The organism is Lysinibacillus sp. ZYM-1, from assembly GCF_001308875.1.
Taxonomy (GTDB): Bacteria; Bacillota; Bacilli; order Bacillales_A; family Planococcaceae; genus Lysinibacillus.
In genome coordinates this window covers 111368-135678 of sequence record NZ_KQ465110.1, presented here as the reverse complement: position 1 = coordinate 135678, position 24311 = coordinate 111368, and the positions used below count along the sequence as shown (strand labels likewise).

27 protein-coding genes are annotated in these 24311 nt (G+C 35.4%); 12 read left to right on the top strand and 15 right to left on the bottom strand.

Going from position 1 to position 24311, the window contains the following annotated elements:
- Nucleotides 1-39 precede the first annotated feature (39 nt).
- The gene (locus tag AO843_RS25545) at nucleotides 40-687 is read left to right on the top strand and encodes a GGDEF domain-containing protein (protein ID WP_369814409.1); all 648 of its coding nucleotides are present in this window, start codon (nucleotides 40-42) and stop codon (nucleotides 685-687) included.
- Between the two features lie 53 nt (nucleotides 688-740).
- Here the strand turns inward: AO843_RS25545 and gnd are convergent, their stop codons facing one another.
- From gnd to AO843_RS05930, 4 genes are read right to left on the bottom strand one after another with little or no spacing between them, the layout of a single operon-like run.
- Nucleotides 741-2141, bottom strand: coding sequence for a decarboxylating NADP(+)-dependent phosphogluconate dehydrogenase (gene gnd, locus AO843_RS05945; protein ID WP_054610218.1), 1401 nt, complete (start codon nucleotides 2139-2141; stop codon nucleotides 741-743).
- A gap of 27 nt (nucleotides 2142-2168) precedes the next feature.
- Complete coding sequence (locus AO843_RS05940) at nucleotides 2169-3515, bottom strand: GntP family permease (RefSeq protein ID WP_054610217.1); 1347 nt, start codon at nucleotides 3513-3515, stop codon at nucleotides 2169-2171.
- A 15-nt stretch (nucleotides 3516-3530) separates the two neighbouring features.
- A complete protein-coding gene (gene gntK / locus AO843_RS05935) occupies nucleotides 3531-5072 on the bottom strand; it encodes a gluconokinase (protein ID WP_054610216.1) in 1542 nt (513 codons plus the stop codon).
- Complete coding sequence (locus tag AO843_RS05930; protein WP_054610215.1) at nucleotides 5065-5796, bottom strand: GntR family transcriptional regulator; 732 nt, start codon at nucleotides 5794-5796, stop codon at nucleotides 5065-5067. Before AO843_RS05930 ends, gntK begins: the two co-directional genes overlap by 8 nt.
- A gap of 227 nt (nucleotides 5797-6023) precedes the next feature.
- Between AO843_RS05930 and AO843_RS05925 the strand changes: the two genes are divergently transcribed.
- Together AO843_RS05925 and AO843_RS05920 are read left to right on the top strand one after the other, a co-directional pair.
- Complete coding sequence (locus AO843_RS05925) at nucleotides 6024-6233, top strand: hypothetical protein (protein WP_054610214.1); 210 nt, start codon at nucleotides 6024-6026, stop codon at nucleotides 6231-6233.
- Nucleotides 6234-6413: 180 nt separating this feature from the next.
- Nucleotides 6414-6692 carry a hypothetical protein gene (locus AO843_RS05920; protein ID WP_054610213.1) on the top strand — a complete coding sequence of 93 codons (279 nt, stop codon included), beginning with the start codon at nucleotides 6414-6416 and terminating at the stop codon, nucleotides 6690-6692.
- Between the two features lie 65 nt (nucleotides 6693-6757).
- On the opposite strand, the gene AO843_RS05915 is transcribed toward AO843_RS05920, so the two are convergent.
- Nucleotides 6758-7249: a hypothetical protein gene (locus AO843_RS05915; protein WP_054610212.1), complete on the bottom strand. Its 492-nt coding sequence runs from the start codon at nucleotides 7247-7249 to the stop codon at nucleotides 6758-6760.
- A gap of 150 nt (nucleotides 7250-7399) precedes the next feature.
- On the opposite strand from AO843_RS05915, the gene AO843_RS05910 reads away from it, so the two are divergent.
- From AO843_RS05910 to AO843_RS05895, 6 genes are all read left to right on the top strand, one after another.
- On the top strand, nucleotides 7400-7552 hold the full coding sequence (locus AO843_RS05910) for a hypothetical protein (protein WP_231630084.1): 153 nt from the start codon (nucleotides 7400-7402) through the stop codon (nucleotides 7550-7552).
- 313 nt (nucleotides 7553-7865) lie between these two features.
- A complete protein-coding gene (locus AO843_RS25075) occupies nucleotides 7866-8096 on the top strand; it encodes a nucleotidyltransferase domain-containing protein (RefSeq protein WP_231630083.1) in 231 nt (76 codons plus the stop codon).
- 42 nt (nucleotides 8097-8138) lie between these two features.
- A complete protein-coding gene (locus AO843_RS25070) occupies nucleotides 8139-8357 on the top strand; it encodes a hypothetical protein (protein WP_231630082.1) in 219 nt (72 codons plus the stop codon).
- Nucleotides 8358-8446: 89 nt separating this feature from the next.
- Nucleotides 8447-8641 carry a hypothetical protein gene (locus AO843_RS25065; RefSeq protein WP_231630081.1) on the top strand — a complete coding sequence of 65 codons (195 nt, stop codon included), beginning with the start codon at nucleotides 8447-8449 and terminating at the stop codon, nucleotides 8639-8641.
- A gap of 369 nt (nucleotides 8642-9010) precedes the next feature.
- Complete coding sequence (mqo, locus tag AO843_RS05900) at nucleotides 9011-10492, top strand: malate dehydrogenase (quinone) (protein ID WP_054610210.1); 1482 nt, start codon at nucleotides 9011-9013, stop codon at nucleotides 10490-10492.
- Between the two features lie 253 nt (nucleotides 10493-10745).
- Nucleotides 10746-11819 (top strand): ankyrin repeat domain-containing protein, encoded by a 1074-nt coding sequence (locus tag AO843_RS05895; RefSeq protein WP_054610209.1) that lies wholly within the window; start codon nucleotides 10746-10748, stop codon nucleotides 11817-11819.
- A gap of 423 nt (nucleotides 11820-12242) precedes the next feature.
- Here AO843_RS05895 and AO843_RS05890 read toward each other — a convergent pair whose 3' ends face one another.
- From AO843_RS05890 to AO843_RS05855, 8 genes are all read right to left on the bottom strand, one after another.
- The gene (locus AO843_RS05890) at nucleotides 12243-12524 is read right to left on the bottom strand and encodes a hypothetical protein (RefSeq protein WP_054610208.1); all 282 of its coding nucleotides are present in this window, start codon (nucleotides 12522-12524) and stop codon (nucleotides 12243-12245) included.
- Entirely contained in the window at nucleotides 12521-13180 is a 660-nt protein-coding gene (locus tag AO843_RS05885; protein ID WP_054610207.1) for a hypothetical protein, read from the bottom strand. The genes AO843_RS05890 and AO843_RS05885 overlap by 4 nt, the downstream gene beginning before the upstream one ends.
- Before the next feature lie 129 nt (nucleotides 13181-13309).
- Complete coding sequence (locus AO843_RS05880; RefSeq protein WP_054610206.1) at nucleotides 13310-13717, bottom strand: MarR family transcriptional regulator; 408 nt, start codon at nucleotides 13715-13717, stop codon at nucleotides 13310-13312.
- A 92-nt stretch (nucleotides 13718-13809) separates the two neighbouring features.
- Entirely contained in the window at nucleotides 13810-14841 is a 1032-nt protein-coding gene (locus AO843_RS05875; protein WP_054610205.1) for an alpha/beta fold hydrolase, read from the bottom strand.
- 12 nt (nucleotides 14842-14853) lie between these two features.
- Nucleotides 14854-15510 carry a hypothetical protein gene (locus tag AO843_RS05870; protein ID WP_054610204.1) on the bottom strand — a complete coding sequence of 219 codons (657 nt, stop codon included), beginning with the start codon at nucleotides 15508-15510 and terminating at the stop codon, nucleotides 14854-14856.
- A 2-nt stretch (nucleotides 15511-15512) separates the two neighbouring features.
- Nucleotides 15513-15920 carry a permease prefix domain 1-containing protein gene (locus AO843_RS05865; RefSeq protein WP_054610203.1) on the bottom strand — a complete coding sequence of 136 codons (408 nt, stop codon included), beginning with the start codon at nucleotides 15918-15920 and terminating at the stop codon, nucleotides 15513-15515.
- Nucleotides 15917-16246 carry a PadR family transcriptional regulator gene (locus AO843_RS05860; RefSeq protein ID WP_036119488.1) on the bottom strand — a complete coding sequence of 110 codons (330 nt, stop codon included), beginning with the start codon at nucleotides 16244-16246 and terminating at the stop codon, nucleotides 15917-15919. The genes AO843_RS05865 and AO843_RS05860 overlap by 4 nt, the downstream gene beginning before the upstream one ends.
- A gap of 171 nt (nucleotides 16247-16417) precedes the next feature.
- Nucleotides 16418-17608: a M14 family metallopeptidase gene (locus tag AO843_RS05855; RefSeq protein ID WP_054610202.1), complete on the bottom strand. Its 1191-nt coding sequence runs from the start codon at nucleotides 17606-17608 to the stop codon at nucleotides 16418-16420.
- Nucleotides 17609-17790: 182 nt separating this feature from the next.
- Here AO843_RS05855 and AO843_RS05850 point away from each other — a divergent pair, with 182 nt between their 5' ends.
- Nucleotides 17791-20532: an ATP-binding protein gene (locus tag AO843_RS05850; protein ID WP_054610201.1), complete on the top strand. Its 2742-nt coding sequence runs from the start codon at nucleotides 17791-17793 to the stop codon at nucleotides 20530-20532.
- Nucleotides 20533-20537: 5 nt separating this feature from the next.
- Nucleotides 20538-21392 (top strand): CheR family methyltransferase, encoded by an 855-nt coding sequence (locus tag AO843_RS05845; protein WP_054610200.1) that lies wholly within the window; start codon nucleotides 20538-20540, stop codon nucleotides 21390-21392.
- Between the two features lie 44 nt (nucleotides 21393-21436).
- Here the strand turns inward: AO843_RS05845 and AO843_RS05840 are convergent, their stop codons facing one another.
- Both AO843_RS05840 and AO843_RS05835 read right to left on the bottom strand, forming a co-directional pair.
- Entirely contained in the window at nucleotides 21437-22585 is a 1149-nt protein-coding gene (locus AO843_RS05840) for a SpoIIE family protein phosphatase (protein WP_054610199.1), read from the bottom strand.
- A gap of 153 nt (nucleotides 22586-22738) precedes the next feature.
- Complete coding sequence (locus AO843_RS05835; RefSeq protein ID WP_054610198.1) at nucleotides 22739-23752, bottom strand: HAAS signaling domain-containing protein; 1014 nt, start codon at nucleotides 23750-23752, stop codon at nucleotides 22739-22741.
- 119 nt (nucleotides 23753-23871) lie between these two features.
- Here AO843_RS05835 and AO843_RS25060 point away from each other — a divergent pair, with 119 nt between their 5' ends.
- Nucleotides 23872-24288: a GNAT family N-acetyltransferase gene (locus AO843_RS25060; protein ID WP_231630080.1), complete on the top strand. Its 417-nt coding sequence runs from the start codon at nucleotides 23872-23874 to the stop codon at nucleotides 24286-24288.
- Nucleotides 24289-24311 lie beyond the last annotated feature (23 nt).

The following is a 24311-nucleotide window of genomic DNA, read 5'->3' as shown; positions in this document are numbered from 1 at the left end:
GTAACAGAACAATCTATCCCATTTACATTAGAGACCATAGTGAAGACACAAGAATTTGAGCTGGATCTTACTAACCGTACCTATCAAGTGCGCATTTCAGCACTTCAGCATGTGAATCATGGTAGTGGACTATTACTAATTTTCACGGATATAACTGAGGTGAAAAAATTACAACGAATGTTAGAGAAACAAGCTTTTTATGATGAACTGACACAAGTCTATAATCGACGTGCGTTTTTTCAACAATGTAGTCAAGCATATGTTGAGGCAAAAGGAGCCTCAATCCCATTTACTGTGGTGTTAATAGACATTGATTATTTCAAAAATGTTAATGATACGTATGGCCATGCTGTGGGTGATCAATTACTTATTCATGTCGTCAAGGTTTGTCATGGTGAATTGAAAAAAGGTGAACTTTTTGCAAGATATGGTGGTGAAGAATTTGTTCTCGCCTTAAAGGGGTACACCCTGTCAGAGGGAGAAGCGTTAGCTGATCAGCTTTGTCAAAGTGTAGAGCTACAACCTCTTGTTACTACTCAGGGACCTATTACTGCTACGATAAGCTGTGGGGTTGCTGAAGGTACAAATGTAGAAGACACGTTATATCAACTCTTGAATAAGACAGATAAGGAACTATATTCAGCAAAACATGCCGGACGTAACCGAGTACATGTTTGTAGAGAATAAAAGGCTAAAATATACAATCATCGAAGGGATGATGTATATTTTAGCCTTTTTACTTACCAATCCGTGTGAAAAGTGCCTGCTAAGTCAGTTCGCTCATACGTATGGGCGCCGAAATAATCACGCTGTGCCTGTAATAGGTTAGCATTTGAAGAACCAGTTCTATAACTATCGTAATATGTGAGAGAAGCACTTAAACACGGAAATGCATTCCCTGCCTGTATACCTTCGCACACAATTTTTCTCAACCCACTTTGATAATTCTTTGTTTTTTCTGCAAAGTATGGATCTATTAATAAGTTAGCTAGTGCAGGCTGCTTTTGATAAGCCTCACTTATAACATTTAGAAACTCAGCACGAATAATACAGCCACTACGGAAAATGAGCGCAATGTCCTTTAATGGTAAGTTCCAATCATACAGCTCTGATGTCATTTTATATTGTGTAAATCCTTGTGCATAGGCACAGATTTTCCCCATATATAAGGCTTGTCTGACATATTCTACCCACACATCTTTATCTAGATTTGGCTGAGTAATGTGTGGTCCTGTTAATACCGTTTCTGCACGAACTCGTTCCTCTTTTAATGATGAAATATAGCGAGCAAATAAGGCCTCTGTGATAATCGAAGTAGGAATGCCGTTATCGATGGATTGCATACTCGTCCATTTCCCAGTTCCTTTTTGGCCAGCTTTATCGAGAATCATATCGATTAGTGGTAATCCAGTTAAATCATCTTTTTTTCTTAAAATTTCAGCTGTAATTTCGATTAAATAGCTTTTTAATTCTCCTTGATTCCACGTTTCAAAGATATCAGCAATTTCCTCAACAGATAATCCAACATTTTTTCTTAAAAATGTATAGGCTTCAGCAATGAGCTGCATATCAGCGTACTCAATTCCATTGTGCACCATTTTGACGAAATGACCTGCACCTTTAGGACCAATATACGTACAGCATGGAGTACCTTTAAATTGTGCTGCAATCTTCGTAAGAATAGAAGCAACTTTTTCATAGACCTCTTGATCACCACCAGGCATGATAGAAGGGCCTGTCAAAGCTCCAACCTCACCACCTGAAATACCAATCCCTAAATACCCGATACCTCGGTCCTTCAGTTCATCGTTTCTGCGTTCTGTATCTTGATAGTGAGAGTTACCGCCATCCATAATCACATCGCCTTTTTCAAGGAAAGGCACCACAGAATTAATCACCGAATCAATGGCTTTACCAGCAGTCACCATTAAAAAGATCTTTCTTGGTTTTTCTAAAGATTGCACAAAATCTTCTATTTCATAGTAAGGAGTAAGCGCTTGTCCTTCGACTTTTTGTAGAAGTTTGTCAGTTAGATCACGTGTATAATTATAAACCGCTACTTGCTCGCCCTTATTAGCCATGTTTAAGGCGATATTACTGCCCATAACACCTAAACCAATAACGCCTATTGTATTTAACATTTATGCTCGCTCCCTTTTTTACATTTCTTAAACAAATAAACTAAGTAATAAAATAAACCCTAAACCAGCTACAGATACAATTGTTTCTAGCAAAGTCCATGTAGCAAAAGTTTCTTTCATACTTAACCCGAAATATTCTTTAAACATCCAGAACCCAGCATCGTTAACATGGGAAGCAATTAAGCTCCCAGCACCTGTCGCAAGGACCACCAATGCAAGGTTCACATCATTTTGACCTAACATAGGAATGACTAGCCCAGCTGTTGTTAATGCAGCAACTGTAGCTGATCCCAATGAAATACGTAAAATAGCAGCAATAATCCATGCTAATAAAATGGGCGATAAGGTAGTTCCATGGAATAGCTCAGCTACATAATCACCAACGCCACCATCGATTAATACTTGTTTAAAGGCACCACCGCCGCCAATAATCAACAGCATCATGCCAATATGTGAGATTGCTGTTGTACATGATTCCATTACTTGCTTAATTGGTATTTTTCTTGCTATACCCATCGTATAAACGGCTACTAATAATGAAATTAACATGGCAGTACCAGCCTCTCCAATGAAGCGGATTCCTGCTAATAAGCTGTTATCTTCGAAACCTATTGTTTTTTGTAGCAGTGTAATTATAGTAGCGATGGACATTAAAATAACTGGTAACAATGCAGTGAAAACACTTATGCCAAAGCTAGGAGTATCCTCCAACTCGAAAGTTTTTTGCTCTCCTAAAGAGGCAATATTCCCAGTTTTATTGAATGATACAGGCACCAATTTTTTAGCCACTTTTGTAAATAATGGTCCTGCTAAAATAACAGTTGGAATAGCGATAATAAAACCATAAAGCAATACTTCACCGATGTTTGCCCCATATTCACCCGCAATCACGGTAGGACCTGGATGCGGTGGTAAAAATCCATGTGTCACAGATAAAGCTGCTGTCATCGGAATACCGAGATACAAAATTGAAACCTTTAATTGTCTTGAAATAGCGAAAACAATAGGGATTAATAGGACTAGCCCTACCTCAAAGAAAAGAGCAATTCCGATAATAAACGATGCCGCAACAACAGCCCATTGGATATTTTTTTCGCCAAATTTGTTCACAAGGGTCATAGCAATGCGTTGTGCACCCCCTGAATCGGCAATTAACTTTCCTAGCATAGCACCAAGTCCAAATATTAAAGCTAAGTGGCCTAATGTACCGCCTAATCCTGCTTCAATCGTTTTCACAATGCCATCTAAAGGTATTCCAAGAGCTAAAGCCACACCAAACGAAACAATGATTAAAGAGATAAACGTATTTAATTTAAAGCCCATTATTAAAATTAACAGTGCAATAATGCCAATACCTACAATAACTAAAGGCATATATTCTCCTCCTTTTTAGTCGGGCTTAATTAAGCTCCTTTGATAATGAGCAATAGATGCATAATCGTCTGCTAATACCCTCGATAAACGAATGAAAATAGGAAGCAGCTGTCTATATTCCTTTGCAGCCTCTTCTAAAGGCGTATGTTTATAAGTGTCACCAATCATATCCGCAACAATCTCAAAGGAATCAATTTGCCCAATGGCATATAACCCTAAAATACATGCACCAAGGCAAGAACTTTCATAGCTTTCCGGTACTACTACCTCAGATTCAAAGATATCGGCCATCATCTGTCGCCAAATCTCTGATCGTGAAAAACCACCTGTTGCTTGAATACGAGTAACAGGGCTTTCCATACATTCAAGTAATGCTAAGTACACGGTATATAAATTGTAGATGACCCCTTCAAGAGCAGCTCGTATCATATGCTCCTTTTTATGTGACATGGTTAAACCAAAAAATGAACCACGTACATCTGGATTCCATAAAGGAGCACGTTCACCTGATAAGTATGGGTGAAAGAGCAGCCCATCAGCACCAGGTCTTACACGCTCAGCAATTTTCGTTAATACGTCGTATGGATCAATGCCTAGTCGTTTCGCTGTTTCAATTTCAGAAGAGGCAAATTCATCACGAATCCAACGAAGAACCATGCCACCATTGTTTACGGGACCACCAATCACCCAATGGTTTTCTGTTAATGCATAACAAAAGATTCTTCCTTTTACATCTGTTTTTGGTTTATTAATAATCGTACGAATGGCACCACTTGTCCCAATTGTAACGGCAATTTCACCTTCTCTAATGGCGTTGACACCTAAATTTGAAAGCACGCCATCACTTGCGCCGATAACAAAAGGCGTTTGTGGATCAATGCCGATTTGCTCAGCTAAAATAGTATTACAGTTGGTAAATAATTTAGTTGTTGGCACGAGTGTTGATAATTGTGCACTTGTTATACCTGCTACCGTTAAGGCTTCTTCGTCCCAATCTAATGCGTGGAGATTCATCATACCCATAGATGAGGCTAATGAATAATCCACGACATATTGATCGAAGAATTTTTTAAAAATATATTCTTTTATGCCGATATATTTTTTTGTTTTACTAGCTATTTCAGGATGTTCCTTTACAAGCCATGTAATTTTACTTAGAGGGGACATCGGATGAATGGGGGTACCCGTTCTTTTATAAATATTATGCCCATTCCATTCATTCTTAATTTTGTGTGCCCATGCCTCACTACGGTTATCCGCCCAAGTAATGATGGGGGTTAACGGTCGGTCATTTTCGTCTATAGCGATAACACTATGCATGGCACTACTAAAAGAAACAAATAATAATGATTTGTTCGAATGGGCTTTCATAATGTTTGTAATGGCTTGCAGCACAGCTTGAAAAATCTCTTCGGGATTTTGCTCTGCTGTAGAAATATCAGGTGTATATAGTGGATACCCGATATTTTCTTGTTGAATAACAACACCTTGCTCACTGAATAATACGGCTTTTGTGCTAGTAGTCCCTATATCCACACCTAACATATAGTTAGTCATCTTGTGACTCAACCCCTTTAGATAGCATTTGCTGTGACTTCCATAGGTCTTCTACTTTCCCTTGAACATCATCAAAATTTTCATGTAAGGATTTAATCATGAGCTTTCGATCCTTAGCCTGGATAGCATCGATATACAGCTCGTGATTTTTCACTATACGCGTGAAATCATCGTATTTTTCCGTAAAGCGCATACGCATGGATAATAGTATTAACCCTTCCATTACTGGTTTTAGATTATTCCAGATCATCGTGATATAGGAATGCCCAATGGAGCGAATAATAGCCTCATGGAACATAACATCCTGATAAGAAAATTCGTCAGCATCATTATATTTAATAGCAACCTTCATCATTTCTAATGTTTTGCTTAGTTCCAGTGCTAAGTTAGTTGTATCCATTTTGATGAGGCGTTCAAACACAAATGTTTCAATCAGCAGACGAACATCATATATTTCTTCAATTTCTTTTTCCGACAAACCAATAACAACAGCACCCATTTTTTCTAGTCTGATGATGTTTTCAGATGCCAACGTTCTTAAGGCTTCACGAATGGGTGAACGACTTACTTCAAAATCAGCTGCTAATTTGTTTTCAGAAAGAATGGTACCGCTTTCAATTATTCCTGAAATAATACGCATTCTAAGTTCATAAGCTATACGGTCGCCAGTTGAAGCCTTAGAAAGCCATTTTTGAGGATATAAATAATCCTTAGATTCGCTCATAATATCACCTTTTTTATTTTTAAGTATACTTGTATACAAGTATTATAGTCAGAAAGAAAATAAGATTGCAAGCGACTTAAAGGGATTAACAATTACATATCTAGGAAAGAATATCCACAACATACTTAATAAAATAAAAATTTATTGCACATTCTTTCTTTCATCCATGGACAAACTTTACAGTGAGGAGTTCTTAAAACTTCTCAAATAATCGGTGGAGGATGGTTATGTCAAATATGAATGCAAATCGTAAAAATGCAAATGCAAATAAAACGAGAAGTGCAAACACACTAAACCAACCTCTACAAAGACTTCAGGAAGAGTTTGGTTCTGAAGTTGAACTTGATGCAGCTTCAGCACAGGTCAATAATTTTGCTGAAACTAAACGGAAATCAGGTATTAAGGAACCAGTCAGTGAGCGTACTGCGTGGCACTAGTGTATATTTGACAACTATTCAATACATTGAGAGGAAGAACTAAGGTACCTTCCTTAGTTCTTCACTTATAGCCTGGGAAATATTATATTTCTGAATGCGTTTTCCATACATATTTTCTGAGCATTTCTTAATACTACACTTGAACAATGAAAAAATTTTTTAGGAAGGGAAGAGAATAAGTTGGCTAAACACTCAGATACAAGTTGGAAGCAGGATCATCCAAGTACATTATTTAGTAACTCAGTGCAAAAGGCAGATCGTATGTTAAAGCATGCAAAATCATACCCTGAGGAAATAGCTATTGAACATGCTTTTGATCAAATCAAACATGCAGAAAATGCACGTTTTAATGCAGAGCAATACGGCGAACATTTGGATACAGTGCAGCAAAATAAAGAATATCTAGAACAAATAAAGCAGCAACTACATGAAATGAAAGATAATATGACAGGTCAGTAAAAAACGAAAACGGCTTAAGTTCAAGTTGATGGACTTAAGCCGTAAAACGTTTTTCAAAGGAGAAGTTAACACCAAACAATGATCTCATATGGAGTAGTTTGGGCAGGTATACTTCTAGTAGTAGGGCCATAAATGACAATTAGATTTCGATTAGCAGGACTTTTGGTAAAAGGTTGGCCATTTTTAAGTGACATAACAGTTGAAGGAGAAAGGTTTAATTGTAATTGACCATCACTACTCACCAATTGCTGATTAAAAAAATCTACCTTTACATTTTGAAAGTTACTTTCTTTTACTACTATTAATGCACGATATTGTGGGGGATAGATCATTGGTGCAGGTGCATCTCCATCGTAATATCCTGTGACCCACTCACCCGTTGTAACAACCTCGCGATTCACAAAATAAGTAGAAGGAGAAATGATGAAATTGACGACTCCGCCTACCCCATCTTCCACACTCATCATTTTATAACAACCATCCCTGTCCCCATTTTGCCCTACTGGAAAATCACTAATTTGTGTGATGACACCACGAAACGATTTGAAATTTACCATAGTCATTCCCTTCTTACATCATTCTTGTTTATCATTTTAATTTATGTAGCATTGTAAGTTGAGGTGACAGGCATAAATAGGGATTATTATTTTGTATGAACCTCATCTATACTTAACATGTTTACTATAAAGTTAGAGGAGTGGGATTTATTGAAGTGGATTTCTAAAAATAAGAAAGCCTTTCTATTGTTAATAGTGGTTGTTGTTGTTGTCCTTGCAGGCATACTTGATATTAAATATGAGGGATTATTCTATCAACTATTGCCAACATCTGTGCAAACATTTTTAACTGATCTGTTTTAATATTCGTTAAGAACCGTACCTTAAAAAGAAGTGTGGTTTATTTATAAGGAAATTAAAAGTTATATAGCTATGTAGATCAGCTCAAATGGTGGGATAATGATACTATAGAATTTGAAGCTAGCCTATCCTATGATGACACAGCAATTATTGAAAATGTGCTTGTCAGTTATGGAGTTAGTCATAAGAAATTAACGGTTAAAAAAATTAAATAAAGACTTCGAAAAGTACGGAAAACTTATGGTCACTATAGGTTTTCTGTTTTTTAATGGTATTCTACAAAAAATAACATAATTAAAAAGGAAGTGGATGATCATTGGACAATTGGAAAATAGCACTTGAAACATTGTTGAAAGATTGGCAAGGCAGAGATGATGTTGTAGGAACACTAGTTTGTGGGAGTTATGTTACAGGGAAACCTTCCAAAAGATCTGATATAGATGTACATATAGTATTGGAAAATGATGTAACATGGCGAGAAAGAGGAAATCAAATAATTGATGGTTTTCTAATCGAATACTTTGCTAATCCACCAGGTCAAATTTGAAGGTATTTCCAAGATGATTTTAAAAAATGAAGGACCATGTCAATGGTGCAATTTCAAACTGGTAAAATACTATTTGATTATACTGGGATAATAAATGATTTAAAATTACAGGCTCATGCATGGCTAGGTAAAAAATATGAAACAATAAATAAAACTGTTCTAGAAATAAAAAAATATGGATTATGGGATACGTTGGATAATGTGAAAGACTGTTATGAAAAAGGGAGGGGGATTTTACCTTTGTCTATCATAATGCACTAGCTTATTTGTTTATGGAGTATGGCCAGTTCTTAACTATTGCTATGATTCCATCTTATCAAATTCATGCCTATCTTGGAGATCCCATCTACTTGCAAAAATATATGAAACCAGCTTTTCCTGATGAACGCTTCAAACACATATTCCTTCATGCGATGCAAGAGTCCAATGCTCAAAAGATGATGGAGTTATATGAGGAACTAGTCAGTTATGTCTTAAAACAAATGGGCGGCTTTCATATAGATGGTTGGCATGTAAAAAGCCCGGTGGAAGGTTTATCTAACTAATTCAGATATGAGACGAGTGCCAATAATTTATGTTATTATACAGATATAATAATAAAAAAGAATATATTTTTTATGAAAATGTCAACCATTTTTAGGCCGATAATTCCATAAAGCTTAAAAAATCCTAGTTTTATCTGTATTGAAAATTGAGTTTTTTGCTTGAATTATGAATAGAAAGGCTCGAAAAAAGCTGATAACTCTCATATAAATAGTTGATATTTTATTCTTGAACTAATTGTGATAAACTGCAATAAGGTAATAATTGATACAGAAATGGTGTGCTCCGAGGTTGCTCCATGGCTTACAGTACTTCTAAAGCGGGAGTGCTTACATCCTTTCTGCAAATCTTAACATATAAGGAAGGTAAAAATGAGTAACAGACAAATAAAATCAGATGTTATCTTAATTGGTGCCGGAATCATGAGTGCAACTTTGGGAACATTACTTAAAGAATTAGCACCAGATTGGAAAATTACAGTGTTTGAAAAGCTTGAAAAAGCAGGCGAAGAAAGTTCTCACGAATTGAACAATGCGGGAACTGGACATGCTGCACTTTGTGAGCTGAACTACACTTCAGAGAAAAAAGATGGATCAATCGATATCAAAAAAGCGATTAATGTTAATGAACAGTTCCAAGTTTCAAGACAATTTTGGTCTTATCTTGTAAACAATAAGCTGATCAATAATCCACAAGACTTCATTATGCCTTTACCACATATGAGTTTAGTACAAGGGAAAGAAAATGTTGAGTTTCTAAAAAAACGTCATGAAACGATGATAAAAAATCCTTTATTTGAAGGAATGGAATTTTCAAATGATCCTGAAACACTAAAAAAATGGATTCCACTTATTATGGATAGTCGCCCAGCTGGTGAAGATATTGCTGCAACTAAAATTGACACTGGTACAGATGTTAACTTTGGTGCTTTAACACGTATGTTAATTGACCACTTAAAAGCAAAAGATGTAGATGTTAACTACAACCATAGTGTTGAAAGTTTAAAACAAGCTAGTGATGGTTCATGGGAAGTACGTGTGCATGATTTAGACGGCTGTAAAATGGAATATCATTCAGCAAAATTTGTCTTCCTTGGAGCTGGTGGAGGAAGCCTAGAATTACTACAAAAATCAGGAATTCCTGAAGGGAAACATATTGGTGGATTCCCAATTAGTGGTTTATTCTTACAATGTAATAATCCAGAAGTGGCTGAACAACATCATGCAAAAGTGTACGGAAAAGCAAAAGTTGGTGCTCCACCAATGTCGGTTCCGCATCTTGATACACGTTATATTGATAATAAGAAATCATTACTATTTGGACCATTCGCAGGTTTCTCACCGAAGTTCCTAAAAACAGGGTCAAATATGGATTTGTTTGCTTCAGTAAAGCCACATAATATCACTACATTATTAGCGGCAGGCGTAAAAGAAATGGGATTAACAAAATATTTAATCCAACAACTTATGCTTTCAAAAGAACAACGTATGGAAGAGTTACGTGAGTTCATTCCAAATGCGAAGAGCGATGATTGGGATATTACGGTAGCTGGTCAACGTGTACAAGTTATTAAAGATACAGAAGCTGGCGGTAAAGGAACACTTCAATTTGGTACAGAAGTTGTAAGTGCTTCTGATGGATCAATTGCAGCTTTACTTGGAGCTTCGCCAGGTGCATCTACAGCTGTACATGTTATGTTAGAAGTTATTAATAAATGTTTCCCTCAACATATCAAAGAGTGGGAAGCAAAAATTAAAGAAATGATTCCATCTTACGGTTTATCATTAGCAGAAAACCCAGAGCTTCTGAAAGAAATTAATGCAACAACAGATGAAGCACTTCGTTTGAAATAAAGATAAATAATATATGAATTTAAAGAGCTCTTAATCCATTTTGGATTGAGAGCTCTTTTGATTTGTGGCCATCTTTTCCTGGGAAATTTTTAACTGAGTAGCTCTCTTTTTAACAAAAGCCCTCTAAAAATTAGTATAAATCTTGTTATGTGCATCATTATATTGAATTAGATTGTAAGCACTATGTCCCGTTGTTATATAAGATGTCATTTTCTATACTTTTTATAAACGTAAGAAGGGAGTCAATCGTTAGATGATTAAGCTACAAGGTATTGGAACTTTTCATGAAATACCAGAGATTGCAATGCATATCTATACGGGTAATATCGTTGCTTTACAGTCTGCAAAGGTCAATGGCTGGGATATTGAAGAAGATATTATTTTAAGTGAACATACATCGTTAAGTCCTTTGAATTTAGCCCTGATTTCCCAAAAGTTTGATGTAGTAAAACTATTAGTCAAATATCAAGTTAACTTGAATGCTGATAAAAATCCTTCTTTCTTATGGGCTGTTCGATATTGTAAGGAGAACATAGTACGCTACATCGTTGCACAGGGGGCAAAATTGGATGGGCTTAATGGAATAGGATCAGGTGCCTATTCACAAGCCTATTATGGTAATAAAAAAAATATCCCACTTATTCATGAACTCGGACTTGATATAAAACAGCATGGTGGGGCGGTATTACGTCAAGCTGTATCAAATTATGACAAAAATATGGTCACCTATTTACTCGATCAAGGGGTAGATATTAATTATCAAAAACCAGATATGGTCTATCCTTATAGGGCCACACCATTAACGGTTGCAACACGCATGGGTCATTTATCTATGGTAAAGTATTTGATCGAACGGGGGGCAGATATCTCATTGACGGAGAAAGATGGAGAAAGAGCGTACACCATCGCAGTAGGTACAAAAAATATAGAGTTAGCTAATTATTTGAAAGTGCTAGAACCCGCAGAGCTTCATCATATAGAGAATAAAAAATTTGAATTAAAAAAATATAAATTACCCAATGAACTGCTTAATTTTCTGACAGGGGATCAATTGCAACTTAAGCTTGCTGCAAATGATTATGCTATTCAGTCTATCGATTTTTTCAGACTAACAGATACAATTGAGATGAAGGTCGGCCGTCAAAAACTGCTCCGTCTTTCAGCTACTATTGATAATTATTCTGATTTGCAAGTAGTATGGAATCCAAAGGGAAAAGTGGGATGTTATGATGTGGAGCATGAGATATATTCAGATTTAAGCAGCTTTACTGAGTTCCTTGCTAGGCCAGAAATATATCTTATTCATTTTCTTGAAGGGGAAGTTTAGTAATGCTGATATGATTTCTAACTTATAACGGATAAAACCATGATTCTCTTTATAAAAGGTATCACCATGTTGTTCAATATTTCATGACAGACGGTTGAGTTCTTCAAAATAAGCTAGGATACGTTTATTTAGGATTATCCCTTTCAGGCTAGCTTTATATGTGTTGTTTCCAATTGGATCTTTTACTAAAATCCTGTTCATGCATGGTTTTTTATATTTTCATCTTGTAATCGTCATAATTATATTTGTGACTATGCCAATCGGTGCTGTCTTTGCTGTTACTGGATCACCTAAGTTGATACTTAAAGTTGTACTAATTTTCCATTTACCAAATCTTCTATTAATAGCTGTGAATTTAAAACTATTGAAATTGTAAAGCAGATAAAGCGTTAAAGGATCTTCGTTCTTTAACGCTTTTTTTTGTTAATTTCGGATCTTTGATAGGCAAAATACCATAGGACGTTTGACATACTTTGCACAAAAGAACAGCAACACAGCCACTAATACGGCTAGTGGAATACTGAACATAACAGGGAGTTCTACACCGTACCAGATGCTCATCTTAATTTGATCCAATCCGAATGTTCTTAAAAAGCCAGCTAATATGGAAAGAACGCCACTTAACAGTAATCCAGCGTACAGAACGGATAATACAACTAGTGCTAAAGAGCAAAAAAAGGTTTGTAGCAATTTTAGGAATGTCACTCTTTTTCCCTCCGTATAATATGCTGCACCTTTGCGTTGGAAGCAATAGTAAATTCTTCTGAGTAGTAGAGTGTTTCGATGTGACAATTTTCTCCGACTATGACAACTTCACCATCCACAATTTGTGCTTTTGTATTAGCTAGTTTCAAATGTTTGCCCCTAATGGTGTGGCAACTTAGTGTTTTCTTCAAAAATGAAAGCAGTGTTACCCTATCCTTTTCTATCAAAATATTTTCAGCCGTTAACTGGCCAATTTCACTTTCTCCTGACAATTTCAAGTGAACATGCTCAGCCGTTATTTCTGCAGCTTTTACAATTCCGATAGCGTTAAATCTTTCGCATTGTAATTTCCCTTCAACCACGAACTTTCCAGAACTATTAATCTTTTGAACATGGCCGTGACGTATTTTTATGTTGCCAGCATTTATCAGCTCATCAATTTCACAATAATCCTTTAAAGTACAAGAGCCTGTGCTATTAAATGACTGTACAGTAACAGGAAAATAAAAGGAACTATGGCCATGAGTAGATATTTTTTTTAGACGTACTTCTTGATGTAAAGCTACAGCTCCACGAATATTTAATTGTTCGTAATCAGGATCCAGATTTTTAATACTGCCGTTTGTTAATGTTAGGGTACGAAGGTTTTGAAACATAAAAATCACCTCATTATAATTTAATTAATATATATTTTAATTATTAAAATATATATTAATTAAATTATATGCTGAGCCCTTTTGTCAAGAACCAGCCAATAAAAAAAGGATTTCAAGTTTATTGAAATCCTAAAAAATTTTTTTCATTAGCTGATTTACTTCGCTTAAGATATTGGCCATATCCGTGAGTTTATCTTGAGAAAACTTTAAAAAGATTTCTTGAACCTTTTTATCGCCAGTGCTTGTTAAAACCATTTTGACCACACGACGATCATTATTCTCTCTAATTCGTTGTATGAGTGCTAGTTTTTCAAGTTTATCGCACATGGAAGTGACAGCTCCAGGTGTCACACTAAAAAAATCTGCAATTTCTGTCGCTTTCATACCACTATTTATTTTTAGTTGAAGAAGTAGGATTAACTGGTTTTGTGACAACGCTTCTCCTTCAGATAATAGGTCGACAAACATTTTTGATTTTTGCTGTATTTCTAGCATTTCTTTCATAATGATTTCTACATTATGTAGACTTTCAGCCATTTAATCACGTCCGTTAAAATATTTAATAATTAAATTATATAGCAAGTGAATAAATCTTTCCAAGAATAGATTATCTTTATAGAGGTAACGATTTATTGTTTAAAAGTTGCGCACATCCATTCAAAAAATCTTTCCTTTTCTTCGAATTGAGGATAGTGTGCGGATTGTTCATATGCTATAAATTCTTTTTTCGCTGCATCAATTTGGTCGAAGTAAGTTTTTGCTGCATTTGAGGATGTTTGATAATCATAACTGCCCATTACAAAATAGAAGGGTAAATCAAGTTTATGGACTTTAGCTGATAGAGGTTGTTGCATTACCTCTTGTAATAAAGTTTCTTGAGACAAGGATAAGCCATAGTTATAGCGGATGATATCTAATAGATTATATTCTTTACTGAAAAACATCCCTAACATATTTCCATCAGGATTATCAATAAGTCTTGTAGCACCACCATATTTATTTACGTAATTTCGGGGGGTAAATGTTTTACCATCGTTAATGTCATCAGCTAACTGTTGTAAATGTATAACATCATCTTTGTTTCCCTTCAGTTGAGCTTGATTGATGGAGAAATTTAAACTATCGATTTCACTTTCAACTGTATTGCTCATCTGCCCTATACCAATATAGGCTTCATACTTTTCAGGGGCCTTAGCGGCAGCTTGTGTAGCAATATATGTACCATAGGAATGACCAATTAAGATGACTTTTTCTTTGTCTAGTCGTTTAGCGATATAATCAGTCATTGCTAATAAATCCTCCACAAGCAAATCTGACGAAAGATTAGAATAGTCTTCAAAGAAATGATAGGATTTCCCGCTAGCTCGTTGATCATAATTGACTACTGTAAATTCAGATTCTAGTAAATCTTGATATTTTCCGGCATAGGGTATTTCAGAGCAACCAGGTCCGCCATGTACAAAAATGATAACGGGATTATCTTTGTTCTGACCACGTATCATCATTTCATGGCTGCTACCATTGATTTCTACCTGTTCTAAAGTGCTAATGCTGTTAGTGCCTCTTATTGAGGAGGTCCACGTTGGGAAGAGAAGCATCAAAAAAAGTAAAAGCATAATGACTATGACAAAATATTTAATAACTTTTTTATAAATTTTCATAGAACTCCTTCTTTACATGCGCTTTGCGAATGTAGCTTGATATATTCTTCTTTTATACACATAAAAGTACATACTTAGAGGCCACCATAGAGTAACGAAAATGGGATATATAGCCCATATAACACCTGGTGAAGAAACAATGTTCACGATGATAAAAAAGATACTAATTAGTAAAGTAGACGTGACGGAGAATGCTACAAAAGTTTTTCGTTGAGCATGATATAAAGCTAAAGGCCACCACATAACTAAAAACGCAGGATAAATTGCCCAAGGGTATTGAGGATATAAAATGATATTAAGTAAAGAATAATAAATGATGGTAGAAGCACAGCCAATCAGTGCGATTTTTAACGTTTTTGCTTTGTCACCTAAGTACATTAGAATTGGCCACCAGAGAATTGGATAAATGGCGTAAATGAACCATAGATGATCTGGCGCGTATAAATAGTTTTCAATAATAAGAAACGCGATAATCATGGCACTACAAACAATCGAATATTGTTTATACATTTTTTTATACATAAAAATAATAGTAATTGGCCAAAGGAGCAGCAGTAAGCAAGGGTATATAAACCACATAGTTTGGGGGGAAGTCGTGAAATTAACAATACCTAAAAAAATCATAGTCATAATGCTCCCAGCTAAAGAAAAGCTAATAAGGTTTTTCATATTTACTCCCCCCATCTCTTACGTGACCACACAAAGTACATGGATAATGGCCACCAAAGTATAGCGAAGATTGGATAGATTGCCCAAATTGTATGTGGTGTGTAATAAAGATTAATAAAGATAAAAAATGCAATAATTAAGCCACTACCCCAAATAGAAAACTCTAAATTTAATTTAGCCATGTTTTTCTTAGCTGGCACCTTAACGCCTAGTTCCTTTTTTAAATCTTCAATATCTCCAAATTCTACAATTGCTTTATTGATGGCATCCTCTTGCTCTTTTCCCTGGTCCATCAAATAAAATACTTTTTCTTCAAGGTTTTCAATAATTTCTTGTTTAACCATTTCTGTTTCATTGTTACGTGGAATATCCTTAAACAGCTCATCAATGTGGTTTTTTATTCTTTTCATTCGAAGCCCTCCATAAATAAATCGATAATTTCTTTTACTTCCGACCATTCTTTCACTAACTCATTTAAATAGGCCTTACCTAATGAGGTAATACGGTAATACTTTCTTTTGCCACCATGTGAAACATCCCCATAATAAGCTTCAATAATTTCTTTTTTCTCGAGACGTTGAAAAACAGCATACAATGTTGCTTCTTTAATTTGAAATCGATTGTTTGTACGGAGACTTATTTCCTGAGAAATTTCGTAGCCATAGCGGTCTTTTTCTGAAATGAGCCGTAAAATAATCGAATCCAAGTGCCCTCGGATAATATCACTGCGAACCATAAGTCACCTACTTTTTTTATTGCTCTATCTGTCAGAGTAATATTAGCAAATATTACTCTGCCTGTCAAAGTAATTTATTTTCTTTTTTTATGGAACGAGATAAAAAACTCCATTCGCTGAAAATGCCGTAATGGACAAGTTCATAGCGAATGGAGTTGTGATTAAACTCTTCTACATATACAATCCTGCAAGAAATATTCCCAAGGATTCCTCATAAATATCATCAAATTGGCTTATTGGTAGAGGGTTTGTGCCACTTCCTAATTCAACGGTAAAGCCTGGTCTACGCCAATCCTGAATAAACCAATCTTTATAGCCTGCATAGCTCCCGGCAGATTGAACGGGCTCATATCCACTCACTCGACTAAACTCATTAACCAGAACTTCTGATTCAGGAGGTTCAAGATTTTCAAAGCCCCAATATATAACGCGGCCCTGTGTATGAAAGGCTAGTACTCTTGAAAAATCACGCTGCTTGGTTAAATCGGCCATAGCGATGGCTTCAGGCTCAGATAATGGTCTTTCTCCGCCAAAATCTCTAGGTCCAGGTGTTTTCGGGTTACGTGCGCTTTCTAATGCCCATTTAGCAGGAAATTGATCATTTAAATCGACACCACGGATGTTTGCTTTCCAGCCAGAAAAATCAGAGCTATCATTATTCCATGAGATTAGTTGGTTTTTTAATAATTCATCATTGGGTGGGCCTTGTATCACTAAATCGACGCCATCAGGATTCACCATTGGTACTACAGACAGGATCGTTTGCTGATAAAGAGGGAATAACGAAAGTCCATGAATATTATTTTGATTGGTGAGAGCGAGCAAATAGTCATTTAAAAATGTTAGAATAATAGGCGTAGTAATCCATTCATTTGCATGGAAGGAGCCATTATAGTGAACACGTTTTGCTCCATTACCAACTAACAGTTCTGGTAGTTCTTTACCTAAAACTGAACTACCGATGATAGAACTGTGAAGAAATGGATAGGCGTTAACTAGCTTTTGAATATCATTCATCATGCTGTTGTACGTATAATTATTCCTGCCATCAACCAAACGCCATGTTATGCGTTGAGGTATGTGTATCATCTGACCGATCTGTAATCGGTTTGGATTAAGACCAGGGTTAACAAGTAATATGGCAACGAGTGGGAGATTTCGACTCTGCGCAATCTGCCAAAAGGAGTCCCCTTGTTTTATTTGATAGTCAATGGTCACAAAACCAGGAATTCGAATGCGTTGCCCAACTCTTAAAAATTGAGGATTTATATTTGTATTGGAATCTAAAATGAGTGGAAGAGGTATTTTAAACACTTCACTGAAATGCCAAAGTGAGTCCCCTGGCCTTACGAATATGTCCACATGCATTCTCTCCTTAGTTAGAAATAGTTCAATATAAAATGTATATGTAAAAACCAAAGACTTATTAATGCAAAAGCGGCAAAAGTTCTTTTTATGAATGTTAAAGGGGATATTTTAGTCATTTTTAAATGTATATTTGTAACAAAAATAGAGTTCAAGAAAAGTAAAGGTAGGAAAACCAAATGTTAAATAAATTGAAATTGGGTATACGCTCCAAGATTACATTAGGTTATATCGTAATAATTCTTTGCTTACTTGCATCAGTGGTCATACTAAATAATCAAATTACTTCTTTACAAAAGGAAAGGAATTTTATTATTAAGTACGACTCTAATGTTAAAACTTTAACCAATGATATTGAAAAATATATATTGGATATGGAATCAAGTCAGCGAGCTTTCATTATTACGGGTGAACCAAGTTATCTAGAGCCCTATGAAAATGCGGATGAAAATTGGAAAATAGATTTTAATGAACTTTATCAGCAAATGAAAGATAAAACCTCTCAGCAGGAAAAATTAAAAGAAATAGAGGAAACGATAGAACATTGGATTGAGACGACAGGAAAGCCAACTATTCAATATAAAAAAGATAATAATACAGAAGCGTTAACTGAATTTTTTAAAGTTGATAATGGACGCCAAGATATGGAGAAAATGCGCAAATTATTCGATTCATTCCGTGCGACTGAAAATGCTTATACACAAGTAAAGGCTAGTCAATTAGACAAGCAAAATAGTCAATTAACTAGTGGTCTATTTGGGATCTTAATTTTTGTTTCTGTTATTGCTATTGTCATTGCAAGCGGAATTTCCCGTTCAATTGTTAAAACCATAACAGAGGTAACACAAACGATACAAGAAATGGCAGCTACAAAAGGCGATTTCAAGAGAAGAATACATGTGAACACAAATGATGAAATTAATGAACTTGCCGATGCGACCAATATATTATTGGAATCAGTCGAAAAGAGAGAATGGTTACAAACCAATATTGCTGATATTGTAACAAAGTATCAGGGTATTTCAGCCATTACGAAATTGGCTGAAACTTTCCTATCAGAAATGGCACAGAAAACACAAGCGTCCCTTGGAGCGTTCTATGTTCGAGAAGAGGCTGAGGACCAAGTACTATTTGTCAAAAAGGCTGCTTTTGCTGACGGAGATGATCGTGTTGGTATGGAGAGCTTTAAAATAGGACAAGGTTTAATCGGCCAATGTGCATTAGAAAAAAGAGTATTAATTTATGATAATATTCCGCAAGATTATCGTTTAATTAGAACAGGATTAGGTGAAGTAAGACCACAACATATTTTATTGATTCCTGTTATCTTTGAAAATGAAGTCATAGCAATTGTTGAGTTAGCTACAATGGCTAAATTTAATGCATTACAGCAGGAATTATTGAAGCAGGTTACTGAAACTTTTGGCTTAACCGTTAATGGTGTTTTAGGGCGAATGGAAATTGTCCGATTATTGAATGAGTCAAGAGCAATGACAGAGGAGTTACAAGTTCAATCAGAAGAGCTTCAAACACAGTCTGAGGAATTACAAATGCAGACTGAAGAGCTGACTATGATTAACGAGCAGCTTGAAGAGCGGACGAAAGAGGCAGAGTCTAAATCAAGAGAGCTAGAAAAGGCGAAGCAGGAATTAGAGGAAAGTGCAGAACAGCTTATACTTAATTCTAATTACAAATCTGAGTTTTTAGCTAATATGTCACATGAATTAAGAACGCCTTTAAATAGCATTTTAATTTTGTCAGAGATGTTAGCAGAAAATAGCCATAATCATTTAACAGATGAGGAAACCGAATTTGCTAAGGTTATTCATTCATCAGGTGAAGACTTACTTGCATTGATCAATGATATTTTAGATTTATCAAAAGTGGAAGCAGGAAAGCTAGACATCATGTTTAATGAAGTAAATGTAAGCGAAGTACCTATTCAAATTGAGCAAACTTTTGCCCCTGTCGCGAAGAAGAAAAATATAGATTTACGTATTACAAAGGCAGATAATGTTGTGGACGTATTCTATACAGATGAAAAGAGATTCCAGCAAATATTAAAGAACTTATTATCAAATGCCCTTAAGTTTACGGAGCATGGCTCTGTAACATTAACGATTCAGCAGCTTGCACAGCAGCAGCTTACAAACAATATGCAAGAAATTAGTGTTGATTGGCTAGAAATTACTGTTTCAGATACCGGTATAGGAATCCCAAAAGACAAGCATCAGTTGATCTTTGAATCATTCCAGCAAGCAGATGGGGCCACTGTTCGAAAATATGGTGGAACAGGGCTGGGACTATCTATTTGTAAGGAGTTTTCGAAATTGCTTGGTGGTTGGATCACACTGCAAAGTGAGGAAGGACAAGGTAGCAGCTTTACGTTAACGATTCCAAGCTTACCGAATGGAGTCGAAGAGAATCATTGCGATAAGCTTGCTATGAAGGAGATTGCTGTTACTACTGAGGAAGAGACGCATAAAGAAGAGCCGTCGCAGAAAATTGAGAAAGTCTTACAACATGAAGTAGAGGTTTTTCAAGGGAAAAATATTTTAATCGTAGACGATGATAACCGTAATATTTATGCCTTAAAAACGGCACTTGAAACAAGAGGTATGAACATTTTAGTTGCTAAAGATGGACTTGAATGTTTGGAAGTTTTGCAAGCTCATCATGAGATTGATCTAGTACTTATGGATATTATGATGCCTAATATGGATGGTTATGAAGCAATGACTATTATTCGTCAACAAATGAAGCGAGCAGATTTACCGATTATTGCCCTGACGGCGAAGGCTATGAAGAATGACCGCGATAAATCATTGCAAGCTGGTGCATCTGATTATATTAGTAAACCATTAAATTTAGATCAATTAATATCCGTTTTAAGAGTATGGTTAGTTTCTAAAGGGAGTTAATGAAGATGGAACAATTTCAGCCTTTGGATCAAAAAATACAATTGAATAAGCAAACAAATTTAGAAATTGACTTGTTACTAGAGGCTATTTATCGTTTATCAGGCTATGATTTTCGGCAATATAATCGTTCCTCAATTTCCCGTCGAATTTTCAATAGGATGAGAATAAATAGCATTCCAACGATATCTCGTGTACAGGAGAAGGCCGTTCATGATAAAGAATTTTTAGAGCAGCTGTTAAATGATTTTTCGATAAATGTCACGGAAATGTTTCGCAACCCAAGCTTTTTTAAGGCTTTTCGTGAAAAAGTGATCCCTATTTTACGAGAATACCAAGAAATACGTATTTGGCACGCTGGTTGTGCGACAGGTGAGGAAGTATACTCTATGGCCATTTTGCTTCAAGAAGAAGGGCTAATAGACAAGGCTGCTATTTATGCAACAGATATGAACGAGCAAGTTTTAAAAAAGGCCAAGAAAGGTGCCTTTCCTATTCATAAAATGCAGGCATATACGAAAAACTATATGCTGGCAGGGGGCACCCATGCTTTTTCGGAATACTATAAGACGGATTATCAATATGCCTATTTCCATCCAACTTTATTAAAAAATATTATTTTTGCCCAACATAATTTAGTGACAGATCAATCATTTAATGAGTTTCATGTTGTGTTGTGTAGGAATGTCCTTATTTATTTTTCACCTAAACTGCAAAGTCAGGTCCACCATTTGTTTTATGAAAGTTTAAGCGACAAGGGGTTTTTATGTTTAGGAGATAAGGAAACATTGCGTTTTGAAGAGGTTATTTCAAAGTATAGAGAAATTGTAGGCAACGAAAGAATATATCAAAAAAATGATTAAAGAGTAAGAGGCCACCTTAATAACTAGGTAGCCTCCTTTTTTATTTATTTAGAAATAGCACTTGCTTGAATCATCAGTACACACATATCATCAGGTTGATTATCTTGTTTGTCCTTAGGCAATAGGTTGTCAATTAGGGGTTGAGAATACCCCCATTTAGAGGATGTAAGCGTTTGTAAATGTTTTTCTGATTCAATTTCACAAGGTCCCATAGCCTCTAATACTCCATCAGTAAACATGACAATTTGTATATCTTTTTCATATTGAATAAATTGTTTTTTGACATTAATTTCATCGAAAAAGCCGATTGCGCAGCTACCCTGATTTAATGGAATACATGCTTTTTCATCGATTAATGCGTATCCTGCAGGATGACCAGCGTTTATGTATTCAATTGTTTTATGTTGGGTATCAATCACTAAATAAATCGCTGTGAAATAATAGAGATTCTCATCTTTACCATCTTGTAAGAGGGTCATATAACGATTCAGTTCTTTAATGACAAGTTCAGGGTCGTTTAACTGTTTAACAGCCTCTCTTAAAACCGAGGAGATAAACATACAAACTAGCGCTGCAGATATACCATGGCCCATCATATCCAATAAAATAATGGCATACCGATGATCGTCTATTTTGTGCCAATAATACATATCGCCTGCCAAATTAGAGGATGGTAAGTAAGAGACTTCTATACGAATATCTTTTTCATTTAATGGTGGACTCAGCAGGCTCCTTTGTACATGAGTAGCTAAATCCAATTCATTTTGTATTTTTTTTTCATGTTGCGTGTGCCAATCTAATTCAGCTTTTAAACGTAAGGCAACTCGCATTCTAGCAAGCAATTCCGTTTTATTAATCGGTTTTGTAATATAATCCACGCCCCCGATATCTAATGCTTCTGCGAGTTTGTTTTTATCTTCGAGGGCTGTGACAAAGATGATTTGAATATCTCTAAATCTTTCAATTTGCTTAATACGTTTGCAGGCCTCAATACCATCTACTTCAGGCATCATAATGTCTAATAAAATTAAATCAACTGAGTTTCCGGTTGGATTTGGTTCATCTAATTGTAAATAATCAAATAGCTCATTAGCAGATGAAAGAGAAACACAGTTTTCATAACCTGCATTTTTTAGTATTTTTTCAATGACAAATAAATTGACTTGATTGTCATCTACTAGAAGAATGGTCATAGTTATTTCCCCTTACTCTAATTGAATTGTGCAGATTATTATTCATGTATATAAATTACTTCCAACTTTATTATTATACAAAACATTAGGGGATAAAGGTATTTTAGCGATTTGAAAGCAAGGTTTTGAATAACGAATTTACAATTTATTGCATTAAGAGGTTGGTATTTTAGCCTTTCTGAAGCCTTGATATATATCGAATGCATTGGCTAAAACAACAATGATCATACTGACAAGCAAGATCTTGTCTATGAAAAAAGAGACCTTTGCCGAAGTTGTTTCTACGATTGCAGCAATGTACGGAATGGAGGCGCTATGGATAAAATCTTGATGAACGGCAATGAAAATAAACACAATAGTTCCCATACTTTGAAGCAATGCATTGATGATAGCGATCAATATGGTCCATTGCCCTGTACGCCATTTTAATAATGTTAAGGCAATACTAAGAATAATACAGAGCATGACAATTAGTGCATAGGATTGCAAAACATTCTGATTAAAGATGGGCATAACAAATTTCAAACTACCGTTATCATTTGTTGTATAAATACCTAAAAGACGATTGGAATTCCAATAAACAAAGGCAAAAATAATAATCCCTACAAAGCTAAAAATCGTATCACTTAAAGTGATAATTTTGTCTTTAGGAATGGTTTTAATTATTAAATTTTCAGGTGTCCATTGCTTGGTGTCATTTATGAAAGGCCATTGAATATTATTCGTACCAGAGCGCTCTATGATGATGAAAATAACGGTAATCCAAAACAATACATGAAATAACACAGAAATAATGGCGACAATCGTCAAAGCAAATGCTGAAATGATTGTGGAGAGAAGTGCTTCTTCTCCTGAATAGAGAAAAATTCTTTCAACAACTTGAACAATGACTGTTATGAAAATCGCCCAAGGAAAAACGAGTTTAATCATTCGGGTGTATTGATCAAACACATCTGGACCAATTAAAAAACGAGGTGTATCTTGGTAGCTTACAGCAACTTTTGCGGGGCTACCAAGCCTTTTTAGCACTTCCTTAACATCTGCTTCTGAATATTGCTCTGGCAACATATTTTCAATAGTAGCTTTTAGCTCAAGCTTTATGTCTTCACGTTTATTTTTATGTAGTCTTTTAGATACTTCATGGATATACGCATCAATTAAAGTCATTTCTTTATTCCTCCTTTAATCATTTTCATTGCTCATGAATATGCCGTGGTAATATATGTTATTATGGGTGGAAAATTAATGTGAGCGACATGCACTACTTTGAAAATGGAGGAGAATCAGTGAGAGTTGTAGAGAAATTATTAAAAGAACAAGATTTTTTATCTTTTGTGAGTATCGTTGTAGGAGCTTATCCTGGAAGAATGGATGGCGCGCAATCGACAAAAGAGCAGTTGAAAAACCTCTTTATGAAAAATCAGAATCATGATGAATCATTAAATTATTATGGACTTTGGGAAGATGACAAACTTATTGGTGGCATGCGACTACATGATTTTCACATGAACCTATTCTCTAAAATGTTACCAATTGGTGGAGTAGGGCTTGTTGCGGTTGATTTATTACATAAAAAAGAGAAAGTAGCAAAAGAGCTAATTCAGCACTTCTTTGACATTTCTTTAGCAAAAAACACTCACTTTGGATATGGACCGAGAATGTATCAATATTTAGTAGAGCCTTTAAGCTTTCCTAAGGGCTGAACGAAGAAGCACCTTAAATATTT

Excerpts from the sequence above, each read along its gene's own strand:
- gnd (WP_054610218.1), bottom strand. The coding sequence starts at position 2,141 with ATGTTAAATACAATAGGCGTTATTGGTTTAGGTGTTATGGGCAGTAAT.
- AO843_RS05940 (WP_054610217.1), bottom strand. The coding sequence starts at position 3,515 with ATGCCTTTAGTTATTGTAGGTATTGGCATTATTGCACTGTTAATTTTA.
- gntK (WP_054610216.1), bottom strand. The coding sequence starts at position 5,072 with ATGACTAACTATATGTTAGGTGTGGATATAGGGACTACTAGCACAAAA.
- AO843_RS05930 (WP_054610215.1), bottom strand. The coding sequence starts at position 5,796 with ATGAGCGAATCTAAGGATTATTTATATCCTCAAAAATGGCTTTCTAAG.
- AO843_RS05925 (WP_054610214.1), top strand. The coding sequence starts at position 6,024 with ATGTCAAATATGAATGCAAATCGTAAAAATGCAAATGCAAATAAAACG.
- AO843_RS05915 (WP_054610212.1), bottom strand. The coding sequence starts at position 7,249 with ATGGTAAATTTCAAATCGTTTCGTGGTGTCATCACACAAATTAGTGAT.
- AO843_RS25070 (WP_231630082.1), top strand. The coding sequence starts at position 8,139 with ATGGTGCAATTTCAAACTGGTAAAATACTATTTGATTATACTGGGATA.
- mqo (WP_054610210.1), top strand. The coding sequence starts at position 9,011 with ATGAGTAACAGACAAATAAAATCAGATGTTATCTTAATTGGTGCCGGA.
- AO843_RS05895 (WP_054610209.1), top strand. The coding sequence starts at position 10,746 with ATGATTAAGCTACAAGGTATTGGAACTTTTCATGAAATACCAGAGATT.
- AO843_RS05885 (WP_054610207.1), bottom strand. The coding sequence starts at position 13,180 with ATGTTTCAAAACCTTCGTACCCTAACATTAACAAACGGCAGTATTAAA.
- AO843_RS05880 (WP_054610206.1), bottom strand. The coding sequence starts at position 13,717 with ATGGCTGAAAGTCTACATAATGTAGAAATCATTATGAAAGAAATGCTA.
- AO843_RS05875 (WP_054610205.1), bottom strand. The coding sequence starts at position 14,841 with ATGAAAATTTATAAAAAAGTTATTAAATATTTTGTCATAGTCATTATG.
- AO843_RS05870 (WP_054610204.1), bottom strand. The coding sequence starts at position 15,510 with ATGAAAAACCTTATTAGCTTTTCTTTAGCTGGGAGCATTATGACTATG.
- AO843_RS05865 (WP_054610203.1), bottom strand. The coding sequence starts at position 15,920 with ATGAAAAGAATAAAAAACCACATTGATGAGCTGTTTAAGGATATTCCA.
- AO843_RS05860 (WP_036119488.1), bottom strand. The coding sequence starts at position 16,246 with ATGGTTCGCAGTGATATTATCCGAGGGCACTTGGATTCGATTATTTTA.
- AO843_RS05850 (WP_054610201.1), top strand. The coding sequence starts at position 17,791 with ATGTTAAATAAATTGAAATTGGGTATACGCTCCAAGATTACATTAGGT.
- AO843_RS05845 (WP_054610200.1), top strand. The coding sequence starts at position 20,538 with ATGGAACAATTTCAGCCTTTGGATCAAAAAATACAATTGAATAAGCAA.
- AO843_RS05840 (WP_054610199.1), bottom strand. The coding sequence starts at position 22,585 with ATGACCATTCTTCTAGTAGATGACAATCAAGTCAATTTATTTGTCATT.
- AO843_RS05835 (WP_054610198.1), bottom strand. The coding sequence starts at position 23,752 with ATGACTTTAATTGATGCGTATATCCATGAAGTATCTAAAAGACTACAT.